Source organism: Craurococcus roseus (assembly GCF_039523795.1).
GTDB classification, from domain to species: domain Bacteria; phylum Pseudomonadota; class Alphaproteobacteria; order Acetobacterales; family Acetobacteraceae; genus Craurococcus; species Craurococcus roseus.
Map to the genome: position 1 here is coordinate 103,930 of NZ_BAAAFZ010000008.1, position 12,622 is coordinate 116,551.

Genomic DNA, 12,622 nt, shown 5'->3' on the forward strand with positions numbered 1-12,622 from the left:
ACTTGGACCGGTACGGGGCGGCCGGCAGGCGGGCGCTCCGACCGCGTCGGCGGTGCCGGTGGTGGTGGAACACCGGGGCTTGCTCTCACGGCCCGTTTCGGAAGTCATGGCGCCGATAGCCGCTTGCAGTTCGGACGGGCGAGGCGATGGGGCCTGAGGCGGATCATCGCCAAGGTGATCATGGCCTCGGAAACCTCGGGGAGTTCCTCGTAGTCCTTGGACAGACGCCGCCACCGTCCGAGCCAGCCCAGTGTCCTCTCCACCACTCAGCGGCGCGGCGGAGGATGATCAACACCAAGCCGAACAGGAAGCAGGCCAGCATCGCCGTGAGCCGGTTGTGGATGCTGTCGGCGAACACCGCCCGGAGCCAAGGGTAGAGCGGCTTCACGCGCCTCGGCAGGCTCCCAGAAGCCGTCGGCGTCCTGGTGTCGGCCGCGTGCACGGCCACGCCCAGCAACAGCCCTTGCGTGTCCACCGCGACGTTGGCGCTTGCGGCCCTTCAACCGCTTCGCCGCGTCCCAGCCGCGCGGCCCCCTTTCCGTCGTCTCGACGCTCTGGGTGTCGATGATGGCCGCGGTGGGGCCGGCGTCCCGGCCTTCGCGCTCCCGCAGCATGGCGACGAGGTGGTGGCGCATGCTCTCCCACACGCCCGCCGCCAGGAACGCCCGGAAGTACCCGTACGCCGTGGGCCAGGGCGGGAAAGCCGGAGGCGGCGGCGGATGCCGCCACTGGCAACCGGTGCGCACGACGTAGAACAGCCCGTCCAGCAGGCGCCGCATGTCCGTGGTCCGCGGCCGGCCGCTGGGCTCGGCGGGCGGGATGAGCGGTTCGAGCAGCCGATACCGGTCATCGCCAAGTGCTTGGCCGGACCCGAAATCTCCGACCAGCACGCGATCCATGAGCGTCCACATAGCGGCCTCCGAACCGGAACGCCCCCCCCGGGAACGCCGTCACCACAGCAGCCGACCCCTCGTCGTGGCGAATGGCGCCCCCTTTCAAGACGAGGGCTGCCGCAGCCATTCTGGAAGTCAATGATCCGCCGAGCCACATCGGCGGCGCGCGGCGACGGCGTTGGGGAGACGTTCGTGATGCCGAATTCCGATCGCCCCCTTTCCGGTCTGGACGGGACAAGGGATCCTTTTCGGCGCCGCTCGCCGTGCCGGCCCGGTCGCGCTGTCCTGCTGATCGCCGCGCTCATGTCCCTGGTTGTTCCGCGCGCCCCGGCCTGGGCGGCCGTTCCGGGCGGCGTGTGGCTGATAGACGGCAAGGCGGCCGTGCAGATCTTCGACTGCGGCGGCCTGCTGTGCGGCCGGATCCTGTGGCTGCAGACCCCGCGCGATCCGCAGGGGCAGCTGAACCGCGACAAGAACAACCCCGATCCGGCGCTCCGGCAGCGCCGCCTCTGCGGCCTGACCGTCCTTTGGGGGTTGCGCTCCACCGGTCCCGACCGCTGGGGAGGCGGTTGGTTCTACAACCCGGACGACGGGAAAACGTACAACGTCTCCGCGGAACTCAGGTCCGCCGACCTGATCGTGGCGCGCATCTACTCGCGGGTCCGGCTCTTCGGCGAGACCAAGACCCTGCTGCGGGTTCCGCATGGGACATCGGAGGGATGGTGCTGAGCAAAGGAAGCGTGCGGCCTGAGGCAGACGGCGTTGCTCACCGGTGCAGCTGATCTCCGGCCCAATCCCCCGCCTCAGCCGCCCGCCCCGACTTTCAAAACGGTCAGTCAGCGCACAAACTACGGTACGCCTTCAGGTTCCGCCCCGGGCGACTTGGCGCTCGGCTGCTCAAGGAGGACCGGTCCCTGGGCGGCGTTTGGTGGCGCGGCAGGCGGACGTGCGTCGGGTCGGCCGAGGCCCGCTGCCGACTCAACCCGATGGACGCCCGGATCGTCGCTTCTTTCTCCGAACCGCCCAACATCGCGGGACATGCATGGCTGATTTCGGAGCGACGGGCTTGGCTGGAGCGGGACGCCTGCCGCGCTTCCCGTGACCTCCGGGACGGTCCCACCGGCCTCCGGTGGGGCTATGTGCCCGAGCCACGACGCAGGGCCGGCTTACGTACCGGGCGAGACGGCGGAGGGTTCGTCCCTTCCCGGTCTCGCCGCGCCGCCCGACCCCTAGCGGCTCAGGGCTTTTGCGAGTTGCGCCTTGGTCATCCGGGACCGGCCGGCGATGCCGCGCTTGACGGCTTCGCCGTACAAGGCGGCGCGCGTTTCGCCGGCGCCGCGCCGCCCGCTCTCCGGCGGCGCCTTCCGGCCGCCGCCCTTCCGCCCCGCCTCGGCCTGCCGCTCCTTCGCCTGCGTGCGGGCGAGGTTGCGCCGGTTGCCGGCCGGCGTTTCGTCGCGGGACGCGCCCGCTTCGTGCAGGGCGATGGCGATGGCCTGGCGCGGGTTCTTCACCTTGCGGCCGGACGACGACTCGAGGTCGCCGTGCTTGAACTCGTGCATCACGCGGCCGACGATCTCGCGCTGCTTCGGGCTCTGCTTCTTCGCCATCGTCCGTTTCCCCGCGGCGCGGTCGTTCCGGCGACGCCGCCCAACGCCGCGCCGTCGACTCCGACGCCCGGCCCCGAGCGGGGTTCCGCGACCAGGGCCGCCGCGTCGGTTCGGAATGGCACGCGACGCGCGGGCGGTGCGCCGCCCGCCGGAAGGGCGGCGGCGGCTAGCCGGATCAGGCGACCTTGAGGTCCACTTCGATGTTGCCGCGCGTCGCCCGGGAGTAGGGGCAGACCTCCTCGTGGGCGACGCGGACCATCTCCTCGACCTCGGCCCGGTCGCGGCCGGGGACCCACACCTCCAGGACGACCTTCAGCCGGAAGAAGCCGTCCTCCTCCCGGCCGATGCCGACATGGGCGGTGACGTGGGACTCCCGGAGCGGGGCCTTGCGCTCGCGCGCCACGCGCAGGAGGGCGTTCTCGAAGCACGCGGCGTAGCCGGCGGCGAAGAGCTGCTCCGGATTGGTCGCGGCGCCGCCCGGCCCGCCCAGTTCCTTGGGGTGCGCCAGGCTCAGGTCGAGCACGCCGTCCGAGGAGCGGATGCGGCCTTGGCGGCCGCCGGTCGCCGTTGCAGTGGCGGTGTAGAGGACCTGCATGGCGTCTTCCCCCTTTCCGGGTGGCCGATGGGCCGGGATTGGTCTTCGCGCGGGGCGGGCCGCGGGTGCCCGCCGCCCGCCGGGCGTAGCTAACAGCCTGCCTCCCTTCCGGTTCCGGCGGCGTCAGCGGCCGGTGAAGGTCGGGCGGCGCTTCTCCAGCATGGCGTTCACCGCCTCCTTGTGGTCGTCCGTGCTGTGGGCGAGGGCCTGGTAGGCGGCGGACAGCTCCAAGAGGCTGGAGAAGCGCATGTACTGTCCTTCGCGCAGCAGCCGCTTGGTCATGCGCAGCGCGTCCGGCGGGTTGGCGGCGATGCGGCGGGCGAGGTCGCGGGCGGCGGGCAGCAGCTCGCCCTCAGGCACCACGCGGGAGACGAGGCGGGCGGCCAGCGCGGCCTGGGCGTCCAGGGCCTCGCCGGTGAAGCTCATCTCCAACGCCATGGACATGCCGACCACGCGCGGCAGCAGCCAGGCGCCGCCGTCGCCGGGGACGATGCCGACCTTGATGAAGCTCTCGGCGAAGCTGGCCTTCTCGGAGGCGATGCGGATGTCGCACATGTTCGCCACGTCCAGGCCGAGGCCGATGGCGGGGCCGTTCACCGCGGCGATGGTCGGCGCGTCGCAGTCGTAGAGGGCCTGGGCCATGCGCTGCACGCCGCGGCGGTAGTTCTCGCGCAGGTCGGCGTGGCTGCCCTCCATGATGCCGCGCTTGTCGCGCATGGCCTTGAGGTCGCCGCCGGAGCAGAAGGCGGAACCGGCGCCGGTGAGGATCACGCAGCGCACCGTGCGGTCGCGGTTGACGCGCCCGCAGGCGTCCACGACCGCGTCGCAATCGGCGAAGGTGGAGATGGCATTGCGCCGCTCCGGCGCGTTCAGGGTCAGGAGGACGACGTCCCCTTCCCGCTCTTCCAGAACGTAGTTCGTGCCGCTCATGCGTTCCCCCTCCCCTCGCCTCTCGCCGTCAGGTCCGGCCACAGCGCTTCGCCGCCGCGGGCCAGGGCCGCTTCGCCGATGCGGCGGGCCCAGACGCGCTCCGCGCCGGCGGCGTTCCGCCAGGACCACATGCGGCGGGTGAAAAGGTGCAGCGGGTGGTCGTCGGTGAAGCCGATGGCGGCGAAGACCTGATGGACGATGGCGCCGCCGGTGCCGGCCGCCTCGCCGGCGACGACCTTGGCGCTGCCGATCTCGAAGCCGGCACCTTCCAAGCCGCGGCGGTCGGCGGCGCGGCCGGCGGCGGCGCAAGCGACAGCGGCGGCGGCGGCCTCGGAGGCGCAAACTGCGAGCTGCTGCTGCACCGCCTGGAAGGCGCCGATGGGGCGGCCGAACTGCTTGCGGGTGTTCGCGTAGTCCACTGCCATGTCGAGCGCGGCTTCCAGGGCGCCAGCGATCAGCGCGGCGTGCAGCAGGGTGCCGGCGTTGCCCGCGGACTCGGCGCCGCCGGGCAGGCGGCCGGTGCGGAGGGACGCGCCGTAGGTCGGGCGGTCGGCGGGCTCGCGCGAGAGCGGGTCGGCGGCGCGGCGCCATTCGATCCCTGCGGCCTCGTGGAAGGCCACCTGCCCTGCCTCGTCCACCGCCACGACGTGGGCGGCGCGGCGGCCCCAGGCAACCGGCTCGCCCGGCAAGGCCAGCGCGACATAGCCGGCGGGCGGTTCGATGCCGGCGAGGGCGAGCAGCGCCGCCGCGACCATGCTCTGCGCCAGCGGGAGCGCCGCGCCGTGACGGCCGAGCGCCTGCCACACCGCGACCGCGTCCTCCCAGCCGAGGCCGGCACCGCCCATGGCTTCCGGCGCGAGCGCCAGCGGCAGGCCGAGGGCTTCCGCCTCCGCCCACAGCGCTTCCGGCCACTCGCCGCGCTCGGCCGCGCGCAACACGTCGGGGCCGCCGCTGTCGGTCAGCAGGCGGTCCACCTGTTCGATGAGGATGCCGCGCAGGCCTTCGTCCTCGGCCATGTCAGCGCAGCCCCAATTGGCGGGCGATGATGCCGCGCAGGATCTCGCGCGTGCCGCCGCGGAGCGAGTAGGAGCGCGCGACCATGGTGACGTCGGCGAGCATCTCCTGCACCTCCGGGGGCGTGCGGGCGGGGTCCATGAGGTCGCGGAGGCGCTCGGGCAGGGCTTGCTCGTAGTCGTTGCCGGCGTCCTTAACCAGCGCGGCTTCGCGTTCCGGGGTGATGCCGTCCTGGAGCATCCCGGCCACGGCGAGCGACATCTGGCGAAGCGTGCCGGCGCGGGCCAGCAGGCGGCCCACGACTTCGGGCGCGGCGGGCTCGTCGCGGAGGTCGTCCAGCGCGGCGGTGAGCAGCGGGAGGGAGGACAGGTAGCGTTCCGGACCGGCGCGCTCGAAGGCGAGTTCGGCGGTGGCCTGCTTCCAGCCTTCGCCCTCCTTCCCCACCAGCAGGGAGTCGGGGACGAACACGTCGTCGAAGGTGATCTCGTTGAAGCCCTCCTCGCCGGCGAGGTCGAGGATGGGTCGGATGGCGATGCCGGAGGCGCGCAGGTCCACCAGGAATTGCGACAGGCCCTGGTGCTTCCCCTTCGGGTCCGGCGGCGGGCTGGTGCGGAGCAGCGCGATCATGAAGTCGCAGCGGTGGGCGTTGGTGGTCCAGACCTTGCGGCCGTTGATCCTCCAGCCGCCCGGCGCGCGCTCCGCCTTGGTGCGGAGGCTGGCGAGGTCGGAGCCGCTGTCCGGCTCGGAGAGGCCGATGGCGAAGGCGAGTTCGCCCTTGCAGATGCGGGGCAGGAACTCGCGCCGCTGCTCTTCCGTGCCGAGGCGCAGCAGCAGCGGGCCGCTCTGCCGGTCGCCGATCCAGTGCGCGGCGACCGGGGCGCCGACGGCCAGCATCTCCTCCAGCACGACGTAGCGCTCCAGGGCGGTGCGCTCGCCGCCGCCGTAAGCCTTGGGCCAGGTCATGCCGATCCAGCCGCGCTTGCCCACTTCGCGGGAGAACTCGCGGTCGAAGCCCATCCAGGAGTAGGCGCGGACGCGGGGCGGCCAGTCTTTGCCGGCTTCGGCCAGGAAGGTGCGGAGTTCGGCGCGGAGCGCGGGCGCCTCGGGCGGGGTGTCGCGGAGGTCGAAGCGCAGGCCGGGCATGTCGGGCGTCCTCCGGTGCTTTTCCCCTTGAGTGGCGCATCCGGCGCCGGGGCGCCACCCCTCCCCCCGGCCCCTCGACACACTGGGCCGCGGCGGGCTTTGCTGGCGGGAAGGGAACGGGTCGGGAAGCGGCGATGGTGGAGAAGTTCGGCATCGGCCAGCCGGTGCGCCGCAAGGAGGACGTGCGGCTGCTGACCGGCCGCGGCACCTACACGGACGACATCGACCGGCCGGGCCAGGCCCACGCCTTCGTGCTCCGCTCCCCGCACGCCCACGCGCGGATCGTCTCGATCGGCACGGAGGCGGCGCGGGCGGCGCCGGGCGTGCTGGCGGTGCTGACCGGCCACGACGCCGAGGCGGACGGCATCGGGCGGTTCCCGGTGATGGTGGAGGTGCCGGGCAAGGACGGCGGCAAGCTCTGGCCGACACCGCGGGAGATCCTGCAAACCTCGAAGGTGCGCTTCGTTGGCGACCCGGTGGCGCTGGTGGTGGCGGAAACGCGGCAGCAGGCGCAGGACGCGGCGGAGTTGGTGGAGGTGGAGTACGAGGTGCTCCCCTCCGTGACGGACACGGCCGCCGCCGACCTGTCCGGGGCGCCGCTGGTGTGGGAGGAGCGCGGCAGCAACCTCTGCGTCCATTGGAGCAGCGGGCGGGAGGCCGAGGCCGGCGCGGCGTTCGAGCGGGCGGCGCGCACGGTGCGGGTGGAGCTGGTGAACAACCGGCTGGTCGGCAACCCGATGGAACCGCGCGTCGCCATCGGCGAGTTCGACCCGGCGACGGGGGGCTACACGCTGCACTCGCCGACCCAGGGCGTGATCCGGGTGCGGGACGGGCTGGCGCAGCACATCCTCAAGGTGCCGAAGGACAAGCTGCGCGTGGTCTCGCCCGACGTGGGCGGCGGCTTCGGGCTGCGCGGCAAGATCTTCCCGGAGAGCGGCATGGTGCTCTGGGCGGCGAAGCGCGTCGGGCGGCCGGTGAAGTGGCTGAGCGGGCGGAGCGAGACCTTCGTGTGCGACCCGCACGGGCGCGACCACGTGACGCAGGCTGAGATGGCCTTCGACGCCGAGGGTCGCGCGCTGGGCGTGCGGATACGCACCGTCGCGGCGATGGGCGCCTACCTGCAGGATTTCGGGCCGCGCATCCCGACGGTGGCAGGCGGGCGGATCAACGGCACGGTGTACGACATCCAGGCGCTGAACGCGCAGGTGCGCTGCGTGTTCACCAACACCTCGCCCACCGACGCCTACCGCGGCGCCGGGCGGCCGGAAACGGCCTACGTGCTGGAGCGGCTGTTCGACGCGGGTGCGGCGGCGTTCGGGATAGGGCGGGACGAGATCCGGCGGCGCAACTACATCCGGCCCGAGCAGATCCCCTACACCAACGCCGCCGGCAACCCGATCGACAGCGGGCGGTTCGCCGAGACGCAGGACATGGCCTTGCGCCTCGCCGACTGGGCCGGCTTCCCCCGGCGGCGGGTGGAAGCGGCGCGGCGCGGCAAGCGGCGGGGGATCGGGCTGGGCTACTTCATCGAGGCCTCGGGCGGGCAGCCGAGCGAGTGGGCGCGGGTGCGCTTCGAGCGGGACGGGACGGTGGCGCTGACGGTGGGCACCTTCAGCCACGGCCAGGGGCACGAGACGGCCTTCGCGCAGGTGCTGCACGAGAAGCTCGGCGTGCCGTTCGACGCGGTGCGCTTCGAGCAGGGCGACACCGCCTTCGTGGAGAACGGCGGCGGAACGGGCGGCTCGCGTTCCTCGCAGATGGGCGGGGTGGCGATCGCGCGGGCGTCCGAACTCGTCGTCGCCAAGGGCAAGCGGCTGGCGGCGCACCTGCTGGAGGCAGGCGTGGGCGACGTGGAGTTCGCGGACGGGGCGTTCCGCGTGGTCGGCACCGACCTGCGGGCGGACTGGTCGCGGGTGGTCGAGCTGGCGCACGACCCGGCGCGGCTGCCGGAGGGCGAGGCGCCGGGGCTGGACGAGAAGCTGCTCTACACGCGGAGCACGGAGTGCAACTTCCCCAACGGCTGCCACGTCGCGGAGGTGGAGGTGGACGAGGACACCGGCGCGGTGGAGGTGGTGCGCTACGCCGCGGTGGACGATGTCGGCAACGTCATCAACCCGATGCTGGTCCACGGGCAGTCGCACGGCGGCATCGTGGCGGGCATCGGGCAGGCGCTGCTGGAGCACGCCGTCTATGATCCGGAGAGCGGCCAGTTCCTGTCCGCCACCTTCCAGGACTACTGCCTGCCGCGTGCGGCGGACGCGCCCTCCTTCAACCTCGGCTTCAACGTGGTGCCCTGCCCCAGCAACGATCTCGGCGTGAAGGGCGCCGGCGAGGGCGGGGCGTGCGGGGCGCCACCGGCGGTGGTGTCGGCGGTGTGCGACGCGCTGGGCGTGGCGCACATCGACATGCCGCTGACGCCGGAGCGGGTGTGGCGGGCGCTCGCCTCGGCCGCGCCGATGCGGGAAGCCGCGGAATGACGGGGCGCGCGCCGGGCGGGCGGCGGTTTCGCGTGGGCTACCTGTCCCACGTGCCGCACCGCTCCTTCCTCGACACGGCGGCGGGGCTGCCGGCGCTGGAGGTGGTGCGGATAACGCTCGACCAGCCGGAAGGGGCCGTGGTGGCGGCGCTCGCGGAGTGCGATGGCTACTACTGCATGGCGTCCCGCGACGAGTTGCCGAAGCCGTTCCACGTCCACGCCGGGCTGCTGTCGCGCTTGCCGGGGCTGCTCATGGTGGGCAGCACGGGCGCCGGGTACGACCCGATGGACCCCGCGGCCTGCACGGCGGCCGGCGTGCTGCTGGTGAACCAGGCCGGCGGCAACGCGGAGGGCGTGGCGGAGCACGCGGTCGGCATGATGCTGGCGCTCTTGAAGCGGATGCCGGAGGCGCACGCGGCCATGCGCGCGGGACGGGCAGCCGACCGCAACGCGCTGATGGGGCGGGAGCTGCGCGGGCGCACGGTGGGGCTGGTCGGCATCGGCCACGTCGGCACGCGCACGGCGGAGATCCTGCGCCTCGCCTTCTCCTGCCGGGTGCTGGCCTGCGATCCTTATTTGGATGCGGCCACGGTCGCGGCGCGCGGGGCGGAGAAGGTGGACATGCCGACGCTCCTGGCGGAGAGCGACGTGGTGAGCCTGCACCTGCCGCTCTCGCCGGAGAGCCGGGGGCTGATGGGCGCCGAAGCCTTCGCGCGGATGCGGCAGGGCGCGATCTTCGTCACCACGGCGCGCGGCTCCATCCACGACGAGGCGGCGCTGCGCGCGGCGCTCGCCTCGGGGCACCTCGCCGGGGCGGGGCTGGACGTGTGGGAGCGGGAGCCGCCGCCCGCCGACCACCCGCTGCTCGCCTTGCCGAACGTGGTCGCCTCCCAGCACACGGCCGGCGTCACCGACGAGAGCCGGGCCAACATCACCCGCATCGCGGCGCTGGCCTTCGGCGACGCGGCGGAGGGACGGTTGCCGCCGCGGATCATCAACCCGGAGGCGGTGCCGCGCTTCATGGCGCGGTGGGAGGCGGCGTTCGGGCGGCCGATGGCGGTGGCATCGTGATCGACCTCGTCATCACCGGCGACCGCGTGGTCACGCCGCACGACATCGGCCCGGCGGACGTGGCGATCGGCGGCGGCAAGGTGATGGCGGTGGCGGCGCGGGGCGGCTTCCCGCTGCCCGCCGGGGCGCGGCTGGTGGACGCCACGGGCAAGATCGTGATGCCCGGCGGCATCGACCCGCACACCCACTGCCTGTGGCCGATCCCCAACCCGGACGGCACGGCGGGCCTGACGCAAGGGCCGTCCGTCGTGGGCCGGGCGGCGCTGCACGGCGGCACGACCACCATCATCGACTTCACGCGCTGGACGCACGGGCGCTCCGTGCAGGAGGCGATCGAGGCGCGAATGCGGCAGTGGCGCGCGGACGGCTGCGATTGCGACTGGGCGCTCCACACCATGGTGGAGGGCGACCTGCCGCCGGAGGTGCCTTCCCAGCTCGGCGAGGCGATCGAGGCCGGGCACCCCACGGTGAAGATCTTCACCACCGACATCACGCCGAGCCGCAAGGGCCGGATGGTGGACTTCGGCGACATCTGGGAGGTGTTCCAGGCGCTGGCGAAGCGCGGCGGCCTCGGCGTGATCCACGCCGAGGACAACGACATCGTCATGCACATGTACGCCAAGCTGTTCCGCGAAGGGCGCATCGGCTTCGAGAACATGGCGGAGGTCCACAACACCCTGTCGGAGGACCTCTCCTTCCGCCGGATCATGCGCTTGGCGGAGAAGGTGCCGGGCACGGCGCTCTACATGATGCACGTCTCGGCGGGCGACGGGGTACGGGCGGTCCGGGAGGCACGGGCAAAGAATCTGCCTGTCTATGGCGAGTCGCTGCACCAATATATGCTCTACACCGAGGCCGATTACCGCCGTCCGAACGGGCAGATCTACCACACCTACCCGTCGCTGAAGTCGCAAGCGGACCAGGACGAGCTTTGGCGCGGCACGCTGGACGGCGCGATCAACTGCGTGGCGACCGACGAGCTGTGCTGCTCGCTGGCGGTGAAGACCCAAGGGCGGCGCATCGACGACACCACCGGCGGCAACTCCGGCGTGGAGCCGCGGGTGGCGGTGATGTTCTCCGAGATGGTCGGCAGGCGGGGCCACTCCTTGCGCCGCTTCGTGGACCTCGTCTCGACCAACGCGGCGAAGATCATGGGGCTGTACCCGCGCAAGGGCGCCATCGCGCCGGGCTCGGACGCCGACATCTGCATCCTCGATCCGGCCCTCAAGCGCGAGGTGCGGGCGGAGGCGCTGCACGAAAGCGACTATACGCCCTGGGAAGGCCGCACCGTGGACGCTTGGCCGTGCATGACCGTGCTGCGCGGCCGGGTGGTGGTGGAGGACGGACGCTGGGCCGGCGGCGACGGGCGCGGCGGCCAGTGGCTGCCGCGCCGCGTGCCGGAGGAGATCCGCGCCGGCGCGGCGTTGTAGGATGACGCCGCCGGAGCTGCGGGCGCTGGTGCTCGACGCCTTGGCGCTCTGGAGCGTGGCGGCCGGGGTGGCGGTGGACGGGGACGGGGTGGTCCTCGCCGCGCCGGACGGGACGCGGCTCCGCGTCGTGCCCGCTCCGCCGGACGAGCGCCCCATCCGCTGGTGGCTGGAGCGGCCCGGGCACCGGCGGCCCTGCACCTCCGTGCTCGGCTTGTTGCGGACGCTGCGAAACGCGATCGGCGGCGGCGAGGCGGCGGAGGCGCCGCGGCGGCTGCGCGTCGCGGCGCCGGACGCCGGGGGATGATTCCGGTCCTGGTCCTGACCGGCTTCCTCGGCGCCGGCAAGACCACCCTGCTCGGCCGCCTTTTGCACGAGCCGGCCTGGGCCGACACGGCGGTGGTGGTGAACGAGTTCGGCGAGGTGGCGCTGGACCACGCACTGGTGGCGGCGAGCGAGGACACGCTGGTGAGCCTGTCCACCGGCTGCCTCTGCTGCGCGGCGCGTGGCGACCTGGCGGAAACCCTGCTGGACCTGTGGCGCCGCCGCGAAGCGGGAGCGGTGCCGCGCTACGCGCGCGTGGTGGTGGAGACCTCCGGCCTCGCCGACCCGGCGCCCATCCTGCACGCGCTGATGGCCGACGCGGCGCTGGCGGAAACGCACAGCCTGCTCACGGTCGCGGCGCTGGTGGACGCGGTGCACGGCGGGGCGGCGCTGGACCGGCACCCGGAAGCGCGGCGGCAGGCGATGCTGGCCGACCGGCTGGTGCTGACCAAGACGGACCTGGCGCCGGACACCGCCGCGCTGGAGGCGCGCCTGCGGTCGCTGAACCCGGCGGCGCCGATCCTCGCCGTCGGGCACGGCTCCGTGCCGCCGGACTGGCTGCTGGCGCCCGGCGCGGCGCACGGCGGCTGGGCGGACCCGGACGCGCTCGCGGCGTGGCTCGACGCGGTCGGGGGGAGCGCGGCGCCGCGGCACAGCCCCGGCCTCGCCGCCATCGCCATCGAGCGCGACGCGCCGATCCCCGCCGCGGCCTTGGCTTTGTGGATGGAGGGCTTGGTGGAGCACGCCGGCCGCCGGCTCCTGCGGCTGAAGGGGATCGTCCGGCTGGCGGAAGCGCCGGAGCGCCCGCTCGCGGTCCACGCCATCGGGCACGTGGCGCACCCGCCGCGCTGGCTGGACCGCTGGCCCGCCGAGGGCAACCGACGGAGCCGCCTCGTGCTGATCGGACAAGGCATCCCGCGGCACTTCCCCGCGCGCCTGCTCGCGGCGGTGGAGGCCGAAGTGGCCGAGGAATCGGGCGTTCGCGCCGGGGGGTCTGGACATTCGACGCCGGGGCGTTATCTAGGGCGCCGTCGGGGCGCGGCGTAGCGGCTCGCCCCGGCACGCGGGCGCATAGCTCAGTTGGTAGAGCAGCTGACTCTTAATCAGCGGGTCCTAGGTTCGAGCCCTAGTGCGCCCACCAG

12 protein-coding genes and 1 tRNA gene are annotated in these 12,622 nt (G+C 73.3%); 7 read left to right on the forward strand and 6 right to left on the reverse strand.

Going from position 1 to position 12,622, the window contains the following annotated elements; genetic code table 11:
• Positions 1-266 precede the first annotated feature (266 nt).
• Entirely contained in the window at positions 267-911 is a 645-nt protein-coding gene (locus ABD067_RS26325) for a transposase (protein ID WP_408871503.1), read from the reverse strand.
• Positions 912-1,088: 177 nt separating this feature from the next.
• Here ABD067_RS26325 and ABD067_RS03405 point away from each other — a divergent pair, with 177 nt between their 5' ends.
• Positions 1,089-1,622 carry a DUF2147 domain-containing protein gene (locus ABD067_RS03405; protein WP_343894173.1) on the forward strand — a complete coding sequence of 178 codons (534 nt, stop codon included), beginning with the start codon at positions 1,089-1,091 and terminating at the stop codon, positions 1,620-1,622.
• A gap of 500 nt (positions 1,623-2,122) precedes the next feature.
• Here ABD067_RS03405 and ABD067_RS03410 read toward each other — a convergent pair whose 3' ends face one another.
• From ABD067_RS03410 to ABD067_RS03430, 5 genes are all read right to left on the reverse strand, one after another.
• Complete coding sequence (locus ABD067_RS03410) at positions 2,123-2,500, reverse strand: DUF6496 domain-containing protein (protein ID WP_343893752.1); 378 nt, start codon at positions 2,498-2,500, stop codon at positions 2,123-2,125.
• A 175-nt stretch (positions 2,501-2,675) separates the two neighbouring features.
• On the reverse strand, positions 2,676-3,095 hold the full coding sequence (locus tag ABD067_RS03415) for an organic hydroperoxide resistance protein (RefSeq protein WP_343893753.1): 420 nt from the start codon (positions 3,093-3,095) through the stop codon (positions 2,676-2,678).
• A gap of 123 nt (positions 3,096-3,218) precedes the next feature.
• On the reverse strand, positions 3,219-4,025 hold the full coding sequence (locus ABD067_RS03420; protein ID WP_343893754.1) for a crotonase/enoyl-CoA hydratase family protein: 807 nt from the start codon (positions 4,023-4,025) through the stop codon (positions 3,219-3,221).
• Positions 4,022-5,041: an acyl-CoA dehydrogenase gene (locus ABD067_RS03425; RefSeq protein WP_343893755.1), complete on the reverse strand. Its 1,020-nt coding sequence runs from the start codon at positions 5,039-5,041 to the stop codon at positions 4,022-4,024. The genes ABD067_RS03420 and ABD067_RS03425 overlap by 4 nt, the downstream gene beginning before the upstream one ends.
• Position 5,042: 1 nt before the next feature.
• Positions 5,043-6,182, reverse strand: a complete 1,140-nt coding sequence (locus ABD067_RS03430; protein WP_343893756.1) for an acyl-CoA dehydrogenase family protein — start codon at positions 6,180-6,182, stop codon at positions 5,043-5,045.
• 134 nt (positions 6,183-6,316) lie between these two features.
• Between ABD067_RS03430 and ABD067_RS03435 the strand changes: the two genes are divergently transcribed.
• The 6 genes from ABD067_RS03435 to ABD067_RS03460 all read left to right on the forward strand — a co-directional run bounded on the left by ABD067_RS03435 (position 6,317) and on the right by ABD067_RS03460 (position 12,621).
• Positions 6,317-8,659 carry a xanthine dehydrogenase family protein molybdopterin-binding subunit gene (locus ABD067_RS03435; protein WP_343893757.1) on the forward strand — a complete coding sequence of 781 codons (2,343 nt, stop codon included), beginning with the start codon at positions 6,317-6,319 and terminating at the stop codon, positions 8,657-8,659.
• Positions 8,656-9,729, forward strand: coding sequence for a hydroxyacid dehydrogenase (locus ABD067_RS03440; protein WP_343893758.1), 1,074 nt, complete (start codon positions 8,656-8,658; stop codon positions 9,727-9,729). The genes ABD067_RS03435 and ABD067_RS03440 overlap by 4 nt, the downstream gene beginning before the upstream one ends.
• Positions 9,726-11,159, forward strand: a complete 1,434-nt coding sequence (locus ABD067_RS03445) for an amidohydrolase family protein (RefSeq protein WP_343893759.1) — start codon at positions 9,726-9,728, stop codon at positions 11,157-11,159. Before ABD067_RS03440 ends, ABD067_RS03445 begins: the two co-directional genes overlap by 4 nt.
• 1 nt (position 11,160) lies before the next feature.
• Positions 11,161-11,463, forward strand: a complete 303-nt coding sequence (locus tag ABD067_RS03450) for a hypothetical protein (protein ID WP_343893760.1) — start codon at positions 11,161-11,163, stop codon at positions 11,461-11,463.
• Positions 11,460-12,527, forward strand: coding sequence for a CobW family GTP-binding protein (locus ABD067_RS03455; RefSeq protein ID WP_343893761.1), 1,068 nt, complete (start codon positions 11,460-11,462; stop codon positions 12,525-12,527). Before ABD067_RS03450 ends, ABD067_RS03455 begins: the two co-directional genes overlap by 4 nt.
• 18 nt (positions 12,528-12,545) lie before the next feature.
• Positions 12,546-12,621: transfer RNA gene (locus tag ABD067_RS03460), tRNA-Lys, on the forward strand.
• Position 12,622 lies beyond the last annotated feature (1 nt).

Excerpts from the sequence above, each read along its gene's own strand:
- ABD067_RS26325 (WP_408871503.1), bottom strand. The coding sequence starts at position 911 with ATGTGGACGCTCATGGATCGCGTGCTGGTCGGAGATTTCGGGTCCGGC.
- ABD067_RS03405 (WP_343894173.1), top strand. The coding sequence starts at position 1,089 with ATGCCGAATTCCGATCGCCCCCTTTCCGGTCTGGACGGGACAAGGGAT.
- ABD067_RS03410 (WP_343893752.1), bottom strand. The coding sequence starts at position 2,500 with ATGGCGAAGAAGCAGAGCCCGAAGCAGCGCGAGATCGTCGGCCGCGTG.
- ABD067_RS03415 (WP_343893753.1), bottom strand. The coding sequence starts at position 3,095 with ATGCAGGTCCTCTACACCGCCACTGCAACGGCGACCGGCGGCCGCCAA.
- ABD067_RS03420 (WP_343893754.1), bottom strand. The coding sequence starts at position 4,025 with ATGAGCGGCACGAACTACGTTCTGGAAGAGCGGGAAGGGGACGTCGTC.
- ABD067_RS03425 (WP_343893755.1), bottom strand. The coding sequence starts at position 5,041 with ATGGCCGAGGACGAAGGCCTGCGCGGCATCCTCATCGAACAGGTGGAC.
- ABD067_RS03430 (WP_343893756.1), bottom strand. The coding sequence starts at position 6,182 with ATGCCCGGCCTGCGCTTCGACCTCCGCGACACCCCGCCCGAGGCGCCC.
- ABD067_RS03435 (WP_343893757.1), top strand. The coding sequence starts at position 6,317 with ATGGTGGAGAAGTTCGGCATCGGCCAGCCGGTGCGCCGCAAGGAGGAC.
- ABD067_RS03440 (WP_343893758.1), top strand. The coding sequence starts at position 8,656 with ATGACGGGGCGCGCGCCGGGCGGGCGGCGGTTTCGCGTGGGCTACCTG.
- ABD067_RS03450 (WP_343893760.1), top strand. The coding sequence starts at position 11,161 with ATGACGCCGCCGGAGCTGCGGGCGCTGGTGCTCGACGCCTTGGCGCTC.
- ABD067_RS03455 (WP_343893761.1), top strand. The coding sequence starts at position 11,460 with ATGATTCCGGTCCTGGTCCTGACCGGCTTCCTCGGCGCCGGCAAGACC.